Source organism: Collinsella aerofaciens, from assembly GCF_964243765.1.
Classification (GTDB): domain Bacteria; phylum Actinomycetota; class Coriobacteriia; order Coriobacteriales; family Coriobacteriaceae; genus Collinsella; species Collinsella aerofaciens_BU.
On record NZ_CAXTGI010000016.1, the window covers coordinates 1 to 19,312 of the forward strand.

Annotated in this window: 13 protein-coding genes and 1 tRNA gene; 5 read left to right on the forward strand and 9 right to left on the reverse strand. The window is 61.5% G+C overall.

Annotated features, from left to right (window positions below; translation table 11 throughout):
- Positions 1 to 121: 121 nt before the first annotated feature.
- The 5 genes from ACESSC_RS09385 to ACESSC_RS09405 all read right to left on the reverse strand — a co-directional run bounded on the left by ACESSC_RS09385 (position 122) and on the right by ACESSC_RS09405 (position 8,109).
- Positions 122 to 1,486: a PFL family protein gene (locus tag ACESSC_RS09385; protein WP_117745712.1), complete on the reverse strand. Its 1,365-nt coding sequence runs from the start codon at positions 1,484 to 1,486 to the stop codon at positions 122 to 124.
- 108 nt (positions 1,487 to 1,594) lie between these two features.
- Positions 1,595 to 4,153: a homocysteine S-methyltransferase family protein gene (locus tag ACESSC_RS09390; protein ID WP_199574355.1), complete on the reverse strand. Its 2,559-nt coding sequence runs from the start codon at positions 4,151 to 4,153 to the stop codon at positions 1,595 to 1,597.
- 9 nt (positions 4,154 to 4,162) lie between these two features.
- Positions 4,163 to 4,951: a hypothetical protein gene (locus tag ACESSC_RS09395; RefSeq protein WP_118080932.1), complete on the reverse strand. Its 789-nt coding sequence runs from the start codon at positions 4,949 to 4,951 to the stop codon at positions 4,163 to 4,165.
- The gene (locus ACESSC_RS09400; RefSeq protein ID WP_373162668.1) at positions 4,951 to 5,823 is read right to left on the reverse strand and encodes a methylenetetrahydrofolate reductase; all 873 of its coding nucleotides are present in this window, start codon (positions 5,821 to 5,823) and stop codon (positions 4,951 to 4,953) included. The genes ACESSC_RS09395 and ACESSC_RS09400 overlap by 1 nt, the downstream gene beginning before the upstream one ends.
- Positions 5,824 to 6,204: 381 nt before the next feature.
- Positions 6,205 to 8,109, reverse strand: a complete 1,905-nt coding sequence (locus ACESSC_RS09405; RefSeq protein ID WP_373162669.1) for a BglG family transcription antiterminator — start codon at positions 8,107 to 8,109, stop codon at positions 6,205 to 6,207.
- Positions 8,110 to 8,352: 243 nt separating this feature from the next.
- Here ACESSC_RS09405 and ACESSC_RS09410 point away from each other — a divergent pair, with 243 nt between their 5' ends.
- The 5 genes from ACESSC_RS09410 (at position 8,353) to ACESSC_RS09430 (ending at position 14,315) form a co-directional block, all read left to right on the forward strand.
- Positions 8,353 to 8,664, forward strand: coding sequence for a PTS sugar transporter subunit IIB (locus ACESSC_RS09410; protein WP_118080938.1), 312 nt, complete (start codon positions 8,353 to 8,355; stop codon positions 8,662 to 8,664).
- Between the two features lie 9 nt (positions 8,665 to 8,673).
- Entirely contained in the window at positions 8,674 to 9,933 is a 1,260-nt protein-coding gene (locus ACESSC_RS09415) for a PTS sugar transporter subunit IIC (RefSeq protein WP_055251025.1), read from the forward strand.
- Between the two features lie 78 nt (positions 9,934 to 10,011).
- Positions 10,012 to 10,362 carry a PTS lactose/cellobiose transporter subunit IIA gene (locus tag ACESSC_RS09420; protein ID WP_118080940.1) on the forward strand — a complete coding sequence of 117 codons (351 nt, stop codon included), beginning with the start codon at positions 10,012 to 10,014 and terminating at the stop codon, positions 10,360 to 10,362.
- Entirely contained in the window at positions 10,355 to 11,794 is a 1,440-nt protein-coding gene (locus ACESSC_RS09425) for a glycoside hydrolase family 1 protein (RefSeq protein WP_118080942.1), read from the forward strand. Before ACESSC_RS09420 ends, ACESSC_RS09425 begins: the two co-directional genes overlap by 8 nt.
- 433 nt (positions 11,795 to 12,227) lie before the next feature.
- On the forward strand, positions 12,228 to 14,315 hold the full coding sequence (locus tag ACESSC_RS09430; RefSeq protein WP_373162671.1) for a glutamine synthetase III family protein: 2,088 nt from the start codon (positions 12,228 to 12,230) through the stop codon (positions 14,313 to 14,315).
- A gap of 448 nt (positions 14,316 to 14,763) precedes the next feature.
- Here the strand turns inward: ACESSC_RS09430 and ACESSC_RS09435 are convergent.
- The 4 genes from ACESSC_RS09435 to ACESSC_RS09450 all read right to left on the reverse strand — a co-directional run bounded on the left by ACESSC_RS09435 (position 14,764) and on the right by ACESSC_RS09450 (position 19,284).
- Positions 14,764 to 14,840: transfer RNA gene (locus tag ACESSC_RS09435), tRNA-Glu, on the reverse strand.
- Between the two features lie 101 nt (positions 14,841 to 14,941).
- Positions 14,942 to 17,119, reverse strand: coding sequence for a MurT ligase domain-containing protein (locus ACESSC_RS09440; protein WP_373162673.1), 2,178 nt, complete (start codon positions 17,117 to 17,119; stop codon positions 14,942 to 14,944).
- Positions 17,120 to 17,164: 45 nt separating this feature from the next.
- Positions 17,165 to 18,208: a hypothetical protein gene (locus ACESSC_RS09445; protein ID WP_373162675.1), complete on the reverse strand. Its 1,044-nt coding sequence runs from the start codon at positions 18,206 to 18,208 to the stop codon at positions 17,165 to 17,167.
- Entirely contained in the window at positions 18,208 to 19,284 is a 1,077-nt protein-coding gene (locus ACESSC_RS09450) for a tetratricopeptide repeat protein (RefSeq protein WP_373162676.1), read from the reverse strand. The genes ACESSC_RS09445 and ACESSC_RS09450 overlap by 1 nt, the downstream gene beginning before the upstream one ends.
- Positions 19,285 to 19,312: the final 28 nt, after the last annotated feature.

Here is a 19,312-nt window from a genome sequence, read left to right on the forward strand (position 1 = left end):
CGCGAGTTCCGCACGAGCCGGAGAGCACTTAATGTGCTCTCCGTGCGAGTCAGGACTGTCCGAGCAGGCGACCTTATATGTCTGCCGCCCGGCGGCGGGGCTCCTCGCCAGTCCCCCTCAGCTAGTTCTTCAGCGAGTTCAGCGGTGCCGGGAAGCGTCCACCACGGTGTGCAAGCACGGTGCCGGCGTTGGGGTTCACCGGCATGATGGGCGCTCGGCCGAACAGGCCGCCGTACTCGACGCAGTCGCCCACACCCTTGCCGATAGCGGGAATCACGCGGACGGCCGTGGTCTTATTGTTGATGACGCCGATGGCCATCTCGTCAGCGATAATGCCGGCGATGGTCTCGACCGGGGTGTCGCCGGGGATGGCGATCATGTCCAGGCCAACGGAACACACGCAGGTCATGGCCTCGAGTTTCTCGAGCGAAAGCGCGCCGGCCTCGACGGCGGCGATCATGCCGGCGTCCTCGGACACGGGGATAAAGGCGCCCGAGAGACCGCCCACGCTGGAGCTGGCCATGACGCCGCCCTTCTTGACGGCATCGTTGAGCATGGCGAGCGCGCAGGTCGTGCCGGGGCCACCGCAGGTGCCCACGCCGATGATCTCGAGGATGCGCGCGACGGAGTCGCCGATGGCGGGCGTGGGAGCCAGTGACAGGTCGACAATGCCCTTTTCGACACCCAGGCGACGGGCGGCCTCGCGGCTCATGAGCTCGCCGGCACGGGTGATCTTAAAGGCGGTCTGCTTAATCTTCTCGGCGACTTCCATCATCGATGCGGAATCGGGCAGCGTCTCCAGGGCTGCAGCCATAACGCCGGGACCCGAGACACCTACGTTGATGACGGCGTCGGCCTCGCCACCGCCGTGGACGGCACCCGCCATAAACGGGGAGTCCTCGACCATGTTGGCAAAGCAGACAAACTTGGAGGCGCCAACGGAATCCTCGTCTGCCGTAAGCTTGGCGGCATCGATGATGGTCTGAGCCGCCATGAGCACGGCATCCATGTTGATACCGGCGCGCAGGCTGGCGACGTTGACGCTGGAGCAGACGCGGCTGGTGGTAGCGAGCGCCTGGGGGATGGACTGGATGACGCGGCGGTCGGCGTCGCCGATGCCCTTCTGGACGAGCGCGGAGAAGCCGCCCAGGTAATCGATGCCGAGCGTCTCGGCCGCGCGGTCGAGGGCATGCGCGATGGGGGTGAGGTCCTCATCCTTGCAGCATGCGGCGATCTGCGCCACTGGGGTGACAGAAACGCGCTTGTTGACGATGGGGATACCGTACTCGCGCTCGAGGTTCTCGGCGGTCTCGACCAGGTGCTCAGCCGTGTGCGTCACGTGGTCGTAGATTTTCGTGCACATGCGGTCGAGGTTCTCGTCGCCGCAACCCATGAGCGAAACACCCATGGTGATGGTCCTGATGTCGAGGTTCTGCTCCTCAACCATGCCGCGGGTTTCCGCGATTTCTGCGGGCGTGATCGCCATCCTTGCGCTCCTATCTGCCAAAACGAGCATAGTCTTATCTATTCTAACGTGCCGCACGTGCTAAGTGGCGCGTGCGGCACGTTTTGGTGCTCGGTTGTTTCCGTTGTGTTACTGCCCAAAGACCTCTTCGGCGATACGAGCACTTTCGGCGGCGTCCTTGGCGTAGTAGTCAGCGCCGATCTGCTTGGCGTATTCGGGGGTGAGCACGGCACCGCCTACGATGATCTTGACGCCCGGCACCTCGGCATGAAGCAGCTTGATGGTCTCCTCCATGGCGACGACCGTGGTGGTCATAAGCGCCGAGAGGCCGACGAGCTTAATGCCGCGTTCCTTGACGGTCTTGAGCACCTCCTGCGGGTCGACGTCGCGGCCTAGGTCAAAGACGGTGTAGCCGTAGTTGTCGAGCAGCATCTTGACGATGTTCTTACCGATGTCGTGGATGTCGCCCTTGACGGTGGCCACGCAGATCTTGCCCTTATCGGCAATCTCGCCGGCGGGCATCAGCCGCTTGATGGTGTCGAAGCCCACGCGCGCGGCCTCGGCCGAGGCCATGAGCTGCGGCAAGAAGAACTTTCCCTGGTCAAAGAGGACTCCGACCTCGTCGAGGGCGGGGATAAAGTGGTTGTTGATGAGGTCCATGGCGTCGTGATCTGCCAGAAGACGCTCGGTCTCGGCTGCGATCTCGCCTTTGCGGCCCGAGACGACCATGCGACGAATCGGGTCGTCGTTGCCGTCGGTGCCGGAGGTGCCAGCAGTGGGTGCAGTGTCGGTCGATGCCGCCTGAGCCGCTGCCGGGTTGGCGGCGATCTTGTACGGATCGGTCCAGCCGGCGTAGCGCTCGATGTATCCGCTCGAGCCCTCGTCCTCAACGCTCAAGACGCGATAGCTGTAGACGGTATCCATAAAGCGCTTGGAGCCCGGGTTCATGATGGGGGCGTCCAGGCCTGCGCCGAAGGCGGCAGCCAAAAAGACCGAGCCCAGCAGCGGGCGGGCGGGCAGACCAAAGCTGATGTTCGACACGCCGAGCGCGCACTTGACGCCCAGGCGTTCCTTGCACAGGGACATGGCGCGCAGGATCTGTTCGGCCTGGCGCTGGTTGGTCGAGGCGGTCATGACCAGGCAGTCGATGAGGATGCGGTCCGGTCCGATGCCGTAACGGGCAGCCTCGGCCACGATGCGCTCGGCGATGGCGAAGCGAGCCTCGGCAGTATCGGGGATGCCGTCTTCGTCGAGTGTGAGACCGACGACGTTGGTGCCGTAGTGGGCGACTAGCGGGAAGATCTCATCCATGATCTGCTGTTTGCCATTGACCGAGTTGATGATGGGCTTGCCGGCGTAGCGGCGCACGGCTGCCTCGACGGCTGCGGGGTCGGTGGAGTCGATCTGCAGCGGCAGCAGCGTGGAACCCTGGAGCTGCTCGGTCGCCTGCTGGATGATCTTGACCTCGTCGATCTCGGGCAGGCCTACGTTGACGTCCAGGATGTCGGCGCCCTGTTCCTGCTGGCTGATGCCCTGGCTCACGACGTAGTCTAGGTCGCCGTCGCGCAGGGCCTGTTGCAGGCGCTTTTTGCCGGTGGGATTGATGCGCTCGCCGATGACGGCGATCTTGTGGCCGTCGCAGGGGAGGTCCACGACCGTCTGGGCGCTCGTGACCGACATACTGGGCTTGCGGTGACGCGGGCTGGGCGTGTGGTTGTCGATGAGGGTGCGAAGTGCCGCCATGTGCGTGGGCGTGGTGCCACAGCAGCCACCCACGACGCTCACGCCGTCCTCAATCATGCCGGCGACGGCCTCGGCGTATTCGGGTGCCTGGATGTCAAAGACGGTATTGCCGTCATCGTCCACGCGGGGCAGTCCCGCATTGGCCTGCACCATAACGGGCTTGTCGGTAACGGTGAGCATGCGTGCGGCGAGCCCTCGGAGCTCGGCCGGTCCCTGGCTGCAGTTGATGCCTAAAACGTCGGCGCCGATGGCGTCGAGCGTGACGGCGGCCACCTCGGGACTCGTACCCAGGAACGTGCGACCGTCTTCCTCAAAGGTCATGGTGGCAAAGACGGGCAGGTCGGAGTTCTCGCGGCAGGCGAGGACGGCAGCCTTGATCTCGGCAAGGTCGGTCATGGTTTCGATAATAAAGAGGTCCACACCCGCATCGACGCCGGCACGCACTTCCTCGGCAAAGAGGTCATAGGCCTCGTCGAAGCTCAGGGTGCCCAAGGGGCGAAGCAGCGCGCCGATGGGACCGATATCGCCGGCGACGTAGTGGGCGCCGGCCGCGCGGGCGCAGGCGACGGCGGAGGCAAAGACATCTGCCACGGTGGCGGCACCGTCGAGCTTGTGGGCGTTGGCACCAAAGGTGTTGGCGGTGATCACGTCGCAGCCGGCCTCGACGTACTGACGCTGAATATCGGTAATGACCTGGGGCTCCTCAAAGTTGAGCAGCTCGGGCAGGGCGCCGGCCTTCATGCCGGCCGCCTGCAGCATGGTGCCCATGCCGCCGTCGAACAAGAGGTGTCCCGTGCCCTCGATGGCGGCGCGCAGGCGATCGTCCTTAATGCGAAGGTCGCCGATCGTGCGCGTCTTGTACGTGGCGCCGTTACAACGCGCAGTATTGACGGGCGCTGCCAGCGCGGTACCGTCGGAATCATGGGTGATAAGCGGAGTAAACATCGAGGGCTCCTAATGGCTGGAATAGCAGGTGGTGTGGGCGGCGCGGAAGCGGCAGTGCTCGCGCATGCGGCAGATATTGCAGGTGGGGCGGCTCTGGGCGTCGTGGACCTCGCCGTCAAACAGACCGATCACTGCGGTCACACTCTTGGTGGGCATGAGCAGGCTGGTCGGCGTGACGGTAAGCCCGATGAGCCGCGTGGCGTTGAGTGCAGCAACGATTGAGCGCTGGGCCGTAAGCGGGCAGTCGCCGTAGCCGGGACTAAAGCGCCAGTTACCAGCGAGTCCGTGTGCGGCGGCCGCAGCCTTGACTTGCTGGTCCATTTGCTCGACGGCAGCTTCCACATAGGCGGAGCACGCGGCGTCGAGCACGGCTCCCTCTAGGGGTTGCTGGGCTCCCGTGGTGCGCAGACGACGCTCGGCTTCCATGCCGAGGGTGCATGCCATGAGTGCGGCAAAGCGGGCGTCTTTGAGATGTCGATAGATGTCGCGGCCACGCAGCTCAACGTTGGTACCGACCAAGCGAATGCAAGGCTCTCCCTGCTCGTCCACGCCCGTGGCATCGATGGCAAATACGCGGCGCACGCCACGGGGCTCAATGTCCAGCTCCAGACGCTCAACGACAAGCTCAATACGCTGCGACAGCTCGGGCTCAATCTGCTGACCGCCGTAGCCCAGGTAGCGCAGCATCTCGGCACGGTCGACGCGGGGATGGTGGGCATCATCGATACGGTAGAGCGCCGGCGACGCAAGGTCGGCCGGCACTTCAACAAAAGCTGTATCGATGTGCGGTTTTTCCATTACCCCAGGCGCTCCATAATGGTTGCGGCGATCGCAGGACGATTCATAGTGTACAGGTGCAGACCGTCGGCACCGTGCTCCTTAAGGTCGCAAAGCTGACGAGCAGCATAATCTACACCGGCCGCCTGCAGGCTCTCGGGGTCGTTCTCGTACTTGGCGAGAATCTTGATGACGGGGGAGGGTAGCGACGCGCCGCACATAAAGACCATGCGGCTGATCTGCGACTTGCCCATAAACGGCATGATGCCCGCGGTAATGGGCACGGTGATACCGGCCTTGTCGGCAAGCTCGCGAAAACGGTAGAAGCACTCGTTATCAAAAAAGAGCTGCGTCACAAAGAAGCTCGCGCCGGCGTCCTGTTTTTGCTTGAGGTGCTCGACCGAGAGGTTGAGATCCTCGCAGGCAATGTGGCCCTCGGGGTAGGCTGCGGCGCCCACGCAAAAGCCGGCGTCGACGAGCTCGGGGATAAGGTCGCGGGCATAGGCGTAGTCCGAGGCGGGCTTATCGTCCTCGGTCGCGCCGGCGGGAAGATCACCACGCAGGGCCAGGATGTTTTCAACGCCGGCGGTGCGATACTCGTCGATCTTGGCGGCGATGTCGGCGTGGGTGCGGCCCACGCAGGTGAGGTGCGCTACCGAGGGCGTATCGAATTCGCTCGAAATCATATGCGCGATGGGGGCGGTGGTGGCACCGTTGCCCGAGCCACCGGCCGAGCAGGTGACCGAGACAAAGCTCGGCGAAAGCTTGCACAGATTGCCAGCAACCTCGCGGGCCGTGTCGAGGGTCAGCTCGCCCTTGGGCGGGAACATCTCAAACGAAACGGGTGCGGTGCCCTTGGATGCTGCCTGCTTAAAAACCTCGTCGACGCGCATATCGTGCTCCTTTAGATACTTTAGTGCGATGTGTTGTAAGGATTCTACAGCACCACTACGCCACGGTGGAGTTTTACTCGCTATTTGGGAATACCAATCGAAGATGCTTCGCTATCGGCATTTCCTATAACAACGTAGCTCATTTGGGACGGGGCTTTTCCCATCAACCAGGTACCTGGGGCAGTCTTTTTGGACGGGGCTTTTGGTTGGTATTGCGAGCGCTGTCTGGTGCGGTTAGAGCGGTTCCGTTTCCCTGAGCCGGCTCGGGCTACGCGGTTGCGTGCTCCGAGGATGCGAAGTGCGCCATGATCAAGCGTACGCTCAAGAACCGCGCCGTCGATACGCAGCAGGTATCCGCCGAGCGGCAAGGCTGCTGTAAGCCTAATTGGCCAGGCTAGCGAGCGCGTCGACGAAGGCTTCGTATGACGTGCATTCCAAAAGTCGGCGTATGTTGGCGGGTTCGATGAGAGAGCCCGCCACGCGGTCGAATACCGTGTTGAACGACGAGCGCTCCGCCGGGCTAAAGCACAGCATGAGAACGAGGTTGACCTGCGTATCCTGCCATTGGATGGGCTTTTTGGAGATGAGCACGGAAATGCGGGAATGCTTGCCGACGAGTCCCACGGTATGGGGCATGGCAAATGCCCCCATGGCAGTCGAGGACATTTCCTCGCGTTCAAACACCTTGTCGATATAGGACCTATCTGCAAAACCGCTGTCGACCAGGCCGCGCCCCATGTGTTCGATGCAGGCGGCGCGGTCGGAAAGATCGTCCCGAACCTCAAAGAGCACAGGATCGATAAGCTCGTGCAGCAGGTCTTTGAACGCGGAGCGCTTACGTGCGTCCAAGATGCCCTCGATCTTGCTTCTGAGGTTTGCGATGTCGGTGCTTGAGGGCACGGGGGCGATTTGGAGCGTTGGGACTTGGAGCACGCTCTGGATGGGCGAGATGCAGATGACGAGGTCGTCGGGGCAGTCCGTGAGCTCCGCCTCGTCTGTCGCGATGCGCGTGATCATGAGCTGCTCGCCAAAACGCCCAGCGAGCTGTTCGACAAGGCGTGGCCCCATATCGTAATAGGAGGGGCAGAAAATGGTTGCCTTAGCCTTGGCGTCAGCTTCGCGCTGGGTGCCGACGGCGCTGCCAAGGTGCAAGGCGATATACGCGATCTCGTCGTCGTTGATCGTGACGCCAAGATCGTTGGTGATGGTCGATGCGAGTGCGACAGCGGCATCGTAGATAAGAGGGCAACCAGTTTTGACGCTTTCGGTAAGCGGGTTGCGCGAGGGCTTTTGGGTGCGCGCCCGGACAAGGAGACCTCGCACATGCAGGCCAAAGCGCACAAGAAAGCCCCGATCAGAAAGGTCGATGCCATAGAGTTCATTGAATTGCGCGGTGAGCTTTTCGACGAGCGCCATGCAGTCCGTGCCGATAAGCTCCGCAAGGTTGCTTTCGGTTGCCGAACGGTAGTCGATATCGGTCGAACGCGCCATGATGAGCAGGGTGAGCTCGCGAAGCTCTTCTGCGGGAAACTCAATCGAGAGGGAAGCCCCCAGGGCGTCCGCGAGCTCGCAGGCGATGGTGCGGTCCTCCTCCGGTAGGTCCGCGGTATCGCCGGCATCGAGACTTTCGGACCTGCGGATGCGATCGATTGAGATTGCGAGGTGCAGCAGCAGGTCCGAGAGCGCATAGTCGTTGATAAAGCGATGGTGGCGATAGAGCGTGTCGCTCACCAGCTGTTGAACGGACTTGATGTCGATATCGGGAAAGGCCCGTGAGAGCGCGCCGGTACCCATGAAGCCGTTGTTTGTCTCTTGCCGAAGCATGCCCGAGAGGAGCTTGCGCTTGTTGCGCTCCGTTCCGTTGAGGGAGATGCGGTCTCGGTGGGTAACGAGCTCAAGGTCGTTGCGCGCGAGGGTGCGCTTGGCGCGCGCGAGGTCCGTTTTGAGCGTCGACATGCTTACCGACATCTCGTCACATAGGTCCCACAGGTCGATGGGGTCGCCATCGGGCTGCACGATCAGATGGTTGACGATGTAGTCGCTGCGTTCCTTTGAAGAACCGAAGCGCTCTCCGTCGTCCGTCTTGAGGACGTCTGCCGCAAGGTTGCGGTCGATTGTGTAGCCGACAGGCGTTGAGGTGAGGATTCCTGGGCATGAGGTGTTGATCTCGCGCACATAGGTCCTGACGCTTCGCACACTCACATCGAGCGTCTCGGCGAGTGTCGCGGCCGTCTGCGGCGAGTTGCTGACAAGACTGCGGATAAGCTGATGATGTACCGCCCTCACGATAGCTCCTTCTACCTTGATTTCCTGCGTCTCATATTCCGTCAAATTGCAAAGGCGGGCAAGTGAGGACTTGCATGCAGGGGGTGAATCGGGACCGATACACGCGTTTCACAACGGGTGTGCAAAACGCAAGATGCGTTCTTGCGCGCAACGGGGTAGGGTTGAAGCGTCAAAAGGCAAGGGCCCTTGCAACGACACAAAACAGAAATCACGCGGACAAGCGTGGCAAGAAAGGATACGACCATGTCTAAGCTCAACGTTCTGCTCGTATGCGGCTCGGGTGCAAGCTCTGGCTTTATGGCTGCCAATATGCGCAAGGTGATCAAGGAGCGCGGCCTCGATATCGCGGTGACCGCCCGTAGCGAAAGCGAGATCGAGAACTATATCGACGAGATCGATGCCCTTATGGTCGGTCCGCACCTCGCCTATATTCTCGAGGACATCGATGAGTACACGCAGGGCGCCGATGTGAAGGTGATCCTTATGAAGGCGGATTACTACTCAAAGCTCGACGGCGCAGCCGCGCTGGACGACCTGCTCAGCAATATCGGCTAGGGGGATCGGATGAAAAAGCTGCTCGACTGGATGGAATCCAGCTTCACCCCCATGATGAACAAGATCAACCACAACGTTTGGGTGATCACGCTCAAGGACTCTATCAACCAGACCATGCCCTTGATCTTCCTGGGATCGATCTTCTCGCTGCTGAGCATTCCGGGGTCTGCCTTTGGATGGGAATGGTGGCCGCAGTTTGGCCAGCTCACCAACTGGACCATGGGTCTGATCTCGCTTATGATGGCGTTTCTCATCCCCTTTAACTTTATGGAGAAGAGCCGCCTGCGCAAATCGCGCATCATCGCCGGTATCAGCGGCGTCATCCTCTTTTGCATCTGCATCACGCCGCGCCTGCAGGCCGACGAGGCAATCGGCTTTGCCCATAGCGCCTTCGGCGCGGGCGGAATGTTTGCCGCCATCGTCTGCGGCATTATCACGGGCCTGATCCTCAGGGCGTTTGGCAAGTTCTCGTTCTTTAGTGAGGAGTCCTCGCTTCCCGATTTCATCCGCGCCTGGTTTGACCAGATGCTGCCCTTGGGCACCATCGTGCTGCTCGGTTGGATCGTCGTGCTCAACCTCGGGTTTGACCTGTACAACACGGTTCTGATGATCTTCATGCCACTGCAGAACTTCGTCGAGACCTGGTGGGGCTTTGCGCTGTTCAACCTGATCGGAACAATCTTCTACGCCATGGGCATCTCCGCTTGGATCCTCACACCTATCACCACGCCGCTCAGGCTTGCGGGCATCGAGGCCAACATGACTGCGGGTGCCGCCAACGTCTTCACGAGCTCGTTCAACTACTCGTATCTGACGATCGGCGGCGTGGGGTGCACGCTTGGTCTTTCGCTGATGCTCTTCCTCTCGCGCTCCAAGCGTCTCAAGGCGCTCGGTAAAGCCGTCGTGGTCCCGGCATTGTTCAACATCAACGAGCCCACGGTCTTTGGCGCGATCGTCTGGAACCCGATCCTCATGCTCCCCATGTGCATCAACACGGTGCTTGCGAGCCTGATCTCGTTCTTCTTTACCAAGATCGTGCTGTTTGCCCCCGTGCCCAAGATTTTGTTCCAGCTGTGGTATTGCCCGCTTCCCATCAGCACCTGGCTTGCCACCGAGGGCTCCATCCAGGCCGTGCTTCTGTGCGTGCTGATCTTTGTGGTGACGACGCTCGTGTGGTACCCGTTCTTCAAGGTGTACGAGAAGCAGGTTCTTGCCGAGGAGGCCGCAGAGGCCGGCGACAAGGACGCCCTCGATTCCGCAGAGGCATAAGCGGACGGTACGTATTGTTTTCTGGGCAGGCGTGGCGCGACGCCCTGTCTGCCCTGCTCAAGTAAGGAATGTTACATCATGACTAACGATAAGATCCAGGCGGCAATGTCCATCGTGCTCAACGCCGGCGACGCCCGCCTTGCAAACAAAGACGCGCTCGAGGCTATGGCCCAGTGGGACTTTGCTGCTGCCGAGGACAAGATGAAGCTCGCGCACGAGAAGATCACCGCCGCCCACAAAACGCAGACCGATGCGATCCAGGAGGAGGCCGCCGGCGGGGAGCAGGAGTACTCGCTGCTGTTCACCCACGCCCAAGATCACCTGATGACGGTCAACTCCGAAATCGTGATCACCAAGCAGATCCTCAAGATCTGCAAGAGCCTCGATGCCCGCCTGAGCGTGCTTGAGGGAGGGGAGAGCCATGCATAAGGTTCCCCGCACGTTTCCCGAGGGCTTTTTGTGGGGCGGCGCCGTTGCCGCCAACCAGTGCGAGGGCGCATGGGACGCCGACGGCAAGGCTCCGAGCGTGGCGGATATCAACGAGTTTCGCGACGATATCCCCATCGGTGAGAAGCACAACCGCGAGATCACCACGACGTTTATCAAGGAAGCACTCGAGAGCAAGGACCGCATCTTCCCCAAGCGCGAGGGTATCGATTTTTACCATACCTACCCTGAGGACCTTGAGCTGCTTGCCGATATGGGGCTCAACACCTTTAGGACCTCGATCGCGTGGTCACGCATCTTCCCCAACGGCGACGATGCGGAGCCCAACGAGGAAGGCCTTGCGTTCTACGACCGGCTCTTTGACAAGATGATTGAGCTCGGCATGGAGCCGATGGTCACGCTCTCGCATTACGAGATGCCCATCAACCTCACCCTCTCCTATACGGGCTGGTACTCGCGCGAGACGATCGATTGCTTTGAGCGCTACTGCAAGGTCGTGTTTGACCGATATGCCGGCAAAGTCAAGTACTGGATTCTGGTCAACCAGATCAACCTGATCGAGCATGAGTCCTTTAACCATCTGGGCGTTGCCGAGGACAAGGTCGACGATCTGCCTTCTGCAAAGTACCAGGCGGTCATGAACGAGATGGTTGCATGCGGTCGCGCGACGCGCTATGCCCATGAGCACCATCCCGAGATGCAGATCGGCATGATGCTCTGCGGTGGTCCCTCGTATGCAGCTTCGTGCAAGCCCGAGGACGCGCTCGCGACGCTGCGCTTCAACCAGATGCAGTTCTTCTTCTCGGATGTGCTGCTGCGCGGCGAGGTTCCCGGATCCGCATATCGCTTTTGGGAGGACAACGGCATCAAGGTCCAGATCTCCGACCAGGATATCGAGGACCTGCGCAACACGGCCGATTTCTGCACGTTCTCCTACTACTACGTGCGCGTGGTGAGCAAGGAATCGTTTGAGGACGGTTACGACGCCAAGCGCAACAAGGAGCTGCCGGCGAATCCGTGGGGCTGGTGCATCGACCCCCTCGGTCTGCGCTTTACGCTCAACGCGTACTGGGATCGCTACCGCAAGCCCATCTACATTACCGAGAACGGCGTGGGCTGCTACGACACGCTCGAGGAGGACGGGACCGTTCACGATCCGTATCGTATCGACTTCTATCGTGCGCACCTTGAGCAGGTGCGCGAGGCCATCGCGGACGGAGTCGACGTGCGCGGCTACTACGCTTGGGGCCCCATCGATATTGTGAGCTGCTCGAGCTCCGAGATGTCCAAGCGCTACGGCTTTATCTACGTCGATCGCGATGACTACGGCCACGGTACCGGCAAGCGCGTCCTCAAGGACAGCTACTACTGGGCCAAGCATGTGATCGAGACTAACGGAGCCGACCTGGATTAATTTGGTGGCCCATGCTATTGCGGCGCCGCGGCTGTCACGAGATCGGTATCTGGAAAGACGGTGTCTGCCTGTAGCGGCAAACGGGTTCGCATAGGGTGCTGTTGATCATGGCCCCGTCGGGAGTGTTCCCGGCGGGGCCATTTTAGCTACCTCGACCGTCAGTCAGGCAAAACGCTAGCGCTGGCAGCCGAGGCAGCTAAAATAGCCCCGTCCCTAATTGACTACCCTTACACCGTGCGGGGAGGTCTGCAATTTATACAGTTCATTGGCTGTTAAGGGTGGCAATACTGCCGCGATGCGGTAACCTCATTGATTGGTTTCGCGACAGCAACACAACGGTAATGTCGCGGAAACACGGCGAGCCTAAGCTATGACTCGTTCGTTAGTAATCAACACCGCTTCTCGCGCGGTGCCGATACGAAGGGAGTTCCGTATGGCCGAACTTACTGACCGCTTCGGGACCATGGTGTTCTCTGAGGAAGTCATGAAGGACTACCTCCCCAAGGACATTTGGAAGCGCCTTGCTGCAACCCTCGAGGATGGTGAGCCGCTCGACCTGGATGTGGCCAACGCCGTTGCCCACGCCATGAAGGTGTGGGCCATCTCCAAGGGCGCTACGCACTACGCGCATTGGTTCCAGCCGCTTTCGGGCATCACTTCCGAGAAGCATGACAGCTTCCTCGAGCCCAACCACGACGGCACCGCCATTACCAAGTTCACGGGTAAGAACCTCATCCAGGGCGAGCCGGATGCCTCCAGCTTCCCCAACGGCGGCCTGCGCGCCACCTTCGAGGCCCGCGGCTACACCGCCTGGGATCCCACCAGCCCCGCCTTTATCAAGGACGACGTCCTGTGCATCCCCACGGCGTTCTGCTCCTACACGGGCGAGGCCCTGGACAAGAAGACCCCGCTACTGCGCTCCATGACCGCGCTCTCGCGTGAGTCCAAGCGTGTTCTCGCCCTCTTTGGCAAGACCCCCAAGAAGGTCGTTCCTTCCGTGGGCGACGAGCAGGAGTACTTCCTGATCAAGAAGGACGCCTACCGCAAGCGCAAGGACCTGGTCATCACCGGTCGCACCCTCTTTGGCGCCGCTCCCTGCAAGGGCCAGGAGCTCGAGGAGCACTACTTTGGCGCTATCCGCCCCACCGTCTCGGCCTATATGAAGGACCTGGACAACGAGCTGTGGGCGCTCGGCATTCCCGCCAAGACCAAGCACAACGAGGTCGCTCCCTGCCAGCATGAGCTCGCCCCCGTCTACGGCGAGGTCAACGAGGCCATCGACCAGAACCTGGTCATGATGGAGAAGATGAAGCTCATCGCCTCCCGCCATGACCTGGTCTGCCTGCTGCACGAGAAGCCATTCGAGGGCATCAACGGTTCGGGTAAGCACAACAACTGGTCGCTCGGCACCGAGTCCGAGAACCTGCTCGATCCGGGCGACACCCCGCTCGACAACCTGCAGTTCATCGTCTTCCTCACCGCGGTGATCGAGGCCGTCGATAACTATCAGGAGCTCTTGCGTGCCTCCGTTGCCTCGGCCGGCAACGATCATCGTCTGGGCGCCAACGAGGCTCCTCCGGCGATTATGTCTATCTTCCTGGGCGACCAGCTTACCGAGGTCGTCGAGAAGATCATCGACGGCAAGGCTTCCGTCCACGCCACGCGCGGCGTGCTCGACCTGGGCGCCGACACCCTGCCCAAGCTGATGCAGGACAACACCGACCGCAACCGCACCTCCCCGTTCGCTTTCACCGGCAACAAGTTTGAGTTCCGTGCCTGCGGCTCCGAGCAGAACGTCTCCGACTCCAACCTGGTGCTCGATGCTGCCGTGGCCAAGTCGCTCAAGTCCTTTGCCGATGCACTTGAGGGCACGCCCGAGGACAAATTCCAGGACGCTGCGCTCGAGTACTGCAAGAAGGTCCTGACCGATCACCAGCGCATCCTGTTCTCCGGCGACGGCTACTCCGACGAGTGGCCCGTCGAGGCCGAGAAGCGCGGCCTTGCCAACAACAAGACCACGGCCGACGCACTGCCTGCCTTTGTTTCCGATAAGGCAATCGCGCTCTTTGAGGAGACGGGCGTTCTGACCCGCGCCGAGGCCCAGTGCCGCTACGACTGCAAGCTCGAGAAGTACAACAAGCTCATGAACATCGAGGCTACCACGATGATTCGCGAGGCACGTCGTACCTATCGTCCGGTCATCACCGCCTATGCCACCAAGGTCGCTAAGGGCCTTGAGGCAATCCGCGCTGCCGGTGCCGATGCTGCCATGCAGTGCGAGCAGAACACGCTCAACAAGCTCTGCAACGGCATCACCGCCATCAACGACTCCATCAAGGCGCTCGACGCCGTGCATCAGAAGGCCGAGGCTCTCGATGGCCAGGAGCAGGCCAACGTGTACGCGCACGAGGTCGTTCCCGCTATGGATACGCTGCGCGCCGCCGTGGACGCCATGGAAGAGATCGTGGCCGCCGACTACTGGCCGGTCCCGACCTACGACGACATCCTGTTCTACGTGTAGAGCGTAACTGACATATCGTCACGGTGTTGAGCCGGGGTCCGCATCGCGCGGGCCCCGGCTATTTGTTTGCGAAGGACGCTTTGGATCCCGCTTTGCAACTGATTCGCCCACACAATAAGGGGTCGTGGGCAAAAAACGTCAAATATGAGTACTGTCACAAGCCCTGTAGCATTATCTTTTTGCAAAATATGCAGTGTTACGCAACATATGTCCAAGTACTTAGCTGATAAATGCCTGCAATTCCTCCGCCGTAGGACGCCTTGTGTCCAAATCGCCTTCTGATGGCATGAAATCGCTGTTACTAAATTGGTAACAGTACTCATATTTGCTATTTTTTGTCCACGGGCCCTTGGATGACAGTGTGATTTTATGCCTTCGGGGTTCGAATCCCGGCGTATGGGTAGCAAAAAGCCCGTCACCGAATTGGTAACGGGCTTCTCAGATTCTGTGGTGCCCCCAGCGGGATTCGAACCCGCGATATCCACCTTGAAAGGGTGGCGTCCTTGGCCGCTAGACGATGGGGACAGCGGGAAAGAGTATAGCAGACTTTTTTGCCGGCGCGTATATCGTTGGCAAACTGGAAAACCACCACAAAGGTACCTGTCCCCTTTGTGGTGGTTGGGGCGTTAGGGGAGGAGCTTCATGGCGGCGTCGTGGGCGGCGTGCTCGTAGGTGTCGTCGAGGGGTTTGAGCGGCAGCAGAGCGTTGGCCTGTGCGTCGCCGCGGCGCTCGAGGGCGTGCGCGATCAGCCAGTCGGCGAGTTCGGGATTCTTGGGTAGCGCCGGGCCGTGCAGGTACGTGCCGATGACGCCCTTGTAGATCAGACCCTCAAAGCCGTCGTCGCCGTTGTTGCCGGTGCCAGTGACGACGGACGTTCCGAGCGGCGTGGCATCGGCGTCCAAAAGCGTGCGGCCGCCGTGGTTCTCGAATCCGACAAAGGGCTCGGGTGCCAGGTCGGTCTTGACGGCGACGTTGCCGATCAGGCGGTCAGAGCCGCGTACGGTTTCGGCGGCAATGACCCCCAGACCCTCGATGCGATCCTCGCCCATATAGTACGAACGGCCGAGCAGTTGATAGCCGCCACAGATGGCAAGCAGCGAGCCGCCATCCTCAACATAGGCCGCGACCTTGTCTTTTTGGGCGAGCAGCTCGTGTGCCACGGCTAGCTGGTCGCGGTCGGAGCCGCCACCCATCATGACGATATCGGCATCGGTCAAATCAAGCGTTTCGCCCATACGGACCTCGTCTACACGCGCGGGAATGCCACGCCAGGCGCAGCGGCGCTCGAGGGCGATAACGTTGCCGCCGTCGGCATAGAGGTTGAGGGCATCGGGGTACAGGTAGACGATACGCAGGGGGCGCGAAAGCTCGACCGGCGCAATATCGGTGGGGACAGCGCTACCATCGGCGCGCGTTATGGCGTGGGAGACAATCGAGCTTGCATCGTCGTCTTTAAGCCCGTCGAGTTCCTTGACCAGCGGCGGGAAGGCCGTGTAGTTGGCGACGGCGTAGAAGGTGTCATCGGCGGCCTCGTTTGCCACGGCGCCAATTGCCTGCGCGACGTCCGAGATAATGGCGGCGTCGATGCCGGCGTACTTGAGGCGCACCTGCATATCGTGTGCACGCGTGCCGCCGGCAAAGGCGACAAGCCCCGGGGTATCGGCGATGCGCTCGAAGTCGACGTCGTAGATCCACGAGACATCGTGGCCGTCGGCACTGTTGTCGTTCAGGAAGAAAGCGCAGAGTCTGCCACCCGCCGTCTTAATGGACTGGATCTGTCGATCGAAGCCCACGGGATTCTTGGCCAGGTTTGCCTCGACGGTGCGACCGGCAATATCCCAGCGGCCCATGCGTCCGCCGGCAGGCACGTAGGCATCGAGCGTGGGCTGCAAGTGCGCCGTATCCACGCCTAACTCATGTGCGGCAAAGAATGCGGCGGCAACGTTATAGACCATGTACAGGCCGTTGTAGCGCGTGGCGATGTGCGCGGCTGGCGCGCTGGAATCAGATCCAAAGACCAGGTCAAAGCCGTAGCCGTCGCAGCCGAGCTCCACGCCCGTCACGCGACGGAGCAGTGCGGGGCGTGCCAAACCGCACGAGGGGCAATGGTAGGCGCCGAGTTGACCATACTGTACGTAGTCGTACTCCAACGGGGCGTTGCACTGCGAGCAAAAGCGCGAGTCGCTAATGCGGTCAGACTCGGTGTTGGTGGCGCCATCGATGCCAAAGGCAATACTCGCGTTGGGAATGCGCGCGGCAATCGAGGCGCACAGCGGGTCGTCGGCGTTATAGATGAGCGTCGTTGCCGGCGAAAGCTCCAACGCGTGGGCGATGACGTCCTGGGTATGGTCGATCTCGCCGTAGCGGTCCAGCTGGTCGCGGAACAGGTTGAGCAGCACAAAGTACGTCGGCTTGAGCTTGGGCAGAACGCGTACGGTGTAGAGCTCGTCGCACTCAAAAACGCCCACGCGCTTGCCGCTGCTGGTGTGCTTAAGGCCGCCGCGGGCCTCGAGCAGAGCACCCACCACACCCGGCTCCATGTTGTTGCCGGCGCGGTTGCATACCACGGTGGCGCCGCTGGCGGCAACGGCGTCGGCGATGAGGTTGGAGGTGGTGGTCTTGCCGTTGGTGCCGGTGATCACCACGCTGCGGTCGACCAGGCTCGCGAGGTCGCTTAGCAGCTCGGGGTCGATCTTCATGGCGATGCGGCCGGGAAGCACGCCACCCTGGCGTTTGAGGACAGAGCGCAGTCCCCAGCGGGCGATATCGCTCGAGGTACAGGCGAGAGATGAGCGGAGGTTCATGAAGCCGTTCCTAACATAGATGACATGGTCGGGGCGATCGCGTCGCTAAAAGCCGTAGCGGCGCGCAAATTCCTGGGCAAGCTGCGATACATCTTCGCAGGCGTTGGCCCAGGGGGCAAAGTCGGGGGTGTCCGAGATAATGCCGTCGGCTTCCCAAACCGCCTGGTGCGAGAGGTCCCAGGGGTCGCGCGGCTCGGGTCGGCAGGGAAGATACGGCGTCTGGTACATGGGGTTCAGCAAAAAGAACGCACCGCCCTCGCAACGGTTGGCGAACTCACGCAGCGCGCGCGTCGCCGGGCGCATCTTGTTTGTTTTGAACAGCAGAATCGTGCGGGCGAGCAGGTACCAAGGAGAGTTTTCGAGTGCGTCTGCCCCCATCTGTTCCTCGAGCTGATGAGCCAGGGCAAAAAAGCCGTCCTGGTCTTCCAAGCGGGCGAGGGCAAGCAACACGGTGCCGGCGGTCCGGGTGGGATAGCCCTCCGCCTTAAGGACACGGCGGGCGTAGTTGGCAGCAGCGCGGTAGCGGGCGCTCGCCATGCACAGCTGCGAGATGGCCTCGAGCGTGTGGAGCCATCCGATAAGAGCCGGCTCACTTACGGTAAGGTCTGCTGCGGTGACACCATCGGCCAAAACATTATTGGCCCAATAGTGCGGGGCCTCCATATCAAACCCGGGCACGCTCTGTTGCAGGTAGTCGGCCGTGCTCGCCTCGAGCTTCATCAGGTCGCCCAGGCAGGCGTCAACGGGCGTGTCGGCCAGGATGATGGCGAGCAGCTGCGCGTCGACGGCCAGTGCATCGACACGGACGATCTTGAGCAGCTCATCGCGCATGTCGTCGAACAGACGATTGCGCGTCTGCTCGAACTCCTCGTCGCTGCCCATGTCCTCGATGCGATGGAGCTCGTCGAGCAGGTGACGATGAACACCGGCATAGGACAGCAGCGCCTGGGCATGCTCGGACTGCGCATACTTGTGAGGGTTTGCGCTGATGTCGTTATGGACAAGCTCGCGTGCTGCATCGGTGAGCTCGGGGTGCGACGCCAGATAGGTGCGCTCCAAGTAGGCGGGGATGTAGACGCTCGGATCCATTAGAGGTCCCCTCCCTTAAATGGAAGCCCCTGCTCGGCTGCGCGCAGGATTCGTTCGTCGATCTGGGAGCGCACGATGTCGTTGGTGGCGACCCAGGCGGCAAAGCTGGCGTTGTCGGGCGCGCCCAGGCCCTCCTGCAGTACCGGCGTCGCCTCGGACAGGGCAAGGACGAGCTCATCGGTGGAGCCCACGCCCACGTTGACGCGGGCATAGACGCCATCGGGAAACTCGGTTTGGAAGTAGAGCGCCTCGGCTGCGTGCGGGCACGAGCGCGCAAGGATACGCAGGTGGTGCTCGGCACCCTCGTAGTCCAGCTCGCGCCAGGCTGCGCTCATCAGCGCGATGAGCGTCCACGGGTCCAAGTCACGCTCCGCGTCCTTGGGACGACGGCGCAGCGGCGTGTTGGCGAGATAGGGGACGGAGTGGGCAGAGCGAAAGCGCTTGAGTTCCTCGGCGGGGTATTCGAGCTTTGCCATGGCAAGCATCGCAGTATGGCGGACGCCGGCGGGGTCGTTGGGCGCAAAGTCCAGGCTGCGATTCGCGGCATCCAACGACATGCGATAGCGTCCGCTAATGAGGGAGCGCGATGCAAGGGCGGCAAGCCAGCGCAGGTAGGGGCGGCGCATAAGGTCGCCTGCGGCTTCACGCTCGTAGGGGTCCTGCGCCGAGGTAATCTTGAGCGCCAGATCGTGCTCCACCTCGTCGCACTTGGACACCAGATATTGCACGTATTCCTCGTTGGAGTCAGCGGTGAGGGCCGTCAGCATGCGCTGCGCATCCCAGTTGGCCGGATCGAGTGCGGCGGCCTCGCGAAGCATGTTCTCGGCAGCGGCCTCTTCCTGCTCGGCTTGGGCATCGTCGGGGATAAAGGGAATGCGGTAGTCGACGGCCTCGACCACCTTGGCAATCAGATGCCCGGCGCGGTCGCGGTCGTGCACGATGAGCGGCGCGGGGTTGCGGGTGAATTGCTCCATCAGACGCTCGACGGCGGGGCCGTCGGTGAGCGGGATATTGTCGCGGCGCAAGGCCTCAAGAACGAGGCGATGGCAATCCTCTTGAATGGGATCGAATGCCATGGGGCCTCCTTTGCTGCGGTTAGGGTTC

Excerpts from the sequence above, each read along its gene's own strand:
- ACESSC_RS09385 (WP_117745712.1), bottom strand. The coding sequence starts at position 1,486 with ATGGCGATCACGCCCGCAGAAATCGCGGAAACCCGCGGCATGGTTGAG.
- ACESSC_RS09390 (WP_199574355.1), bottom strand. The coding sequence starts at position 4,153 with ATGTTTACTCCGCTTATCACCCATGATTCCGACGGTACCGCGCTGGCA.
- ACESSC_RS09395 (WP_118080932.1), bottom strand. The coding sequence starts at position 4,951 with ATGGAAAAACCGCACATCGATACAGCTTTTGTTGAAGTGCCGGCCGAC.
- ACESSC_RS09400 (WP_373162668.1), bottom strand. The coding sequence starts at position 5,823 with ATGCGCGTCGACGAGGTTTTTAAGCAGGCAGCATCCAAGGGCACCGCA.
- ACESSC_RS09410 (WP_118080938.1), top strand. The coding sequence starts at position 8,353 with ATGTCTAAGCTCAACGTTCTGCTCGTATGCGGCTCGGGTGCAAGCTCT.
- ACESSC_RS09415 (WP_055251025.1), top strand. The coding sequence starts at position 8,674 with ATGAAAAAGCTGCTCGACTGGATGGAATCCAGCTTCACCCCCATGATG.
- ACESSC_RS09420 (WP_118080940.1), top strand. The coding sequence starts at position 10,012 with ATGACTAACGATAAGATCCAGGCGGCAATGTCCATCGTGCTCAACGCC.
- ACESSC_RS09425 (WP_118080942.1), top strand. The coding sequence starts at position 10,355 with ATGCATAAGGTTCCCCGCACGTTTCCCGAGGGCTTTTTGTGGGGCGGC.
- ACESSC_RS09430 (WP_373162671.1), top strand. The coding sequence starts at position 12,228 with ATGGCCGAACTTACTGACCGCTTCGGGACCATGGTGTTCTCTGAGGAA.
- ACESSC_RS09440 (WP_373162673.1), bottom strand. The coding sequence starts at position 17,119 with ATGAACCTCCGCTCATCTCTCGCCTGTACCTCGAGCGATATCGCCCGC.
- ACESSC_RS09445 (WP_373162675.1), bottom strand. The coding sequence starts at position 18,208 with ATGGATCCGAGCGTCTACATCCCCGCCTACTTGGAGCGCACCTATCTG.
- ACESSC_RS09450 (WP_373162676.1), bottom strand. The coding sequence starts at position 19,284 with ATGGCATTCGATCCCATTCAAGAGGATTGCCATCGCCTCGTTCTTGAG.